This window comes from Halovulum sp. GXIMD14793, assembly GCF_054457435.1.
Genome location: NZ_JBTLNE010000133.1, coordinates 1 through 678 on the forward strand (window position 1 = coordinate 1; position 678 = coordinate 678).

Annotated in this window: 2 protein-coding genes; one reads left to right on the plus strand and one right to left on the minus strand. The window is 54.3% G+C overall.

The window, feature by feature from the left end; genetic code table 11:
* Positions 1 to 38: 38 nt before the first annotated feature.
* Positions 39 to 269, minus strand: coding sequence for a CPBP family glutamic-type intramembrane protease (locus ACW9UQ_RS18695; protein ID WP_458932488.1), 231 nt, complete (start codon positions 267 to 269; stop codon positions 39 to 41).
* Positions 270 to 373: 104 nt separating this feature from the next.
* On the opposite strand from ACW9UQ_RS18695, the gene ACW9UQ_RS18700 reads away from it, so the two are divergent.
* On the plus strand, positions 374 to 678 hold a 305-nt coding region (locus ACW9UQ_RS18700), incomplete at its 3' end, for a hypothetical protein (RefSeq protein ID WP_458932489.1).

A 678-nucleotide genomic window follows, 5' to 3' on the forward strand; every position in this document is an offset into this window, starting at 1 on the left:
GTTTTGCTTGATCTCATCAAAACCATGGGAAGGGCAATCTATCCTACGAAGTTCGAAGCAATCAAACCCGTGAATGCTGCAATATTGGTCAGAATGTGGGCAATTGTCGTCCATCCCGTCTTACCCGTTCGAAAGGCGACAAACGTCCAGAACACGCCCAAAACAAATCCACCGCCAACCAATGCTAGAACGCCACCTTCGTAGGTCACACCATACGCAGAACCAAGCGCCAGATGCCAAATCCCAAACAGTGTAGCGCTCACCGCCATGAGCTTTGCGCTTTGGCGACGTCACTCACGAATCTCTTGCTTCTCGTCGACGGGGCTGTATCCATTTGCGTGGGGATATTGATTAATGGGATTGGTGCTATGCTTTGTCGGATTCTGTCTGCGGTTGCTCTGTCTTCTTTTTTGCTGCAACTTCTCTGGCCCAGGATGTGCCGGTTCATGCGCGTTCCAATAGTGTATCGGTCGCAACGGAGGCCGGTTCGACCGTGGTGCTTGACGTCTCTGAGCGGATCGATGTCACTGAAGACATTGCCACTTATGCCTGGACGCTGGTGACGCGGCCCGCCCTGAGTGTGGCCGAGATTTCGGGATCGGATCAGCTGCGGGCGTCCCTGGTTCCAGATGTACCGGGTCATTACCAAGCGCGCCTGTCGGTTCTTGATGCCGGCGG

Bases quoted from the DNA above. Each gene is read 5' to 3' on its own strand.
- ACW9UQ_RS18695 (WP_458932488.1), bottom strand. From the start codon at position 269: ATGGCGGTGAGCGCTACACTGTTTGGGATTTGGCATCTGGCGCTTGGT.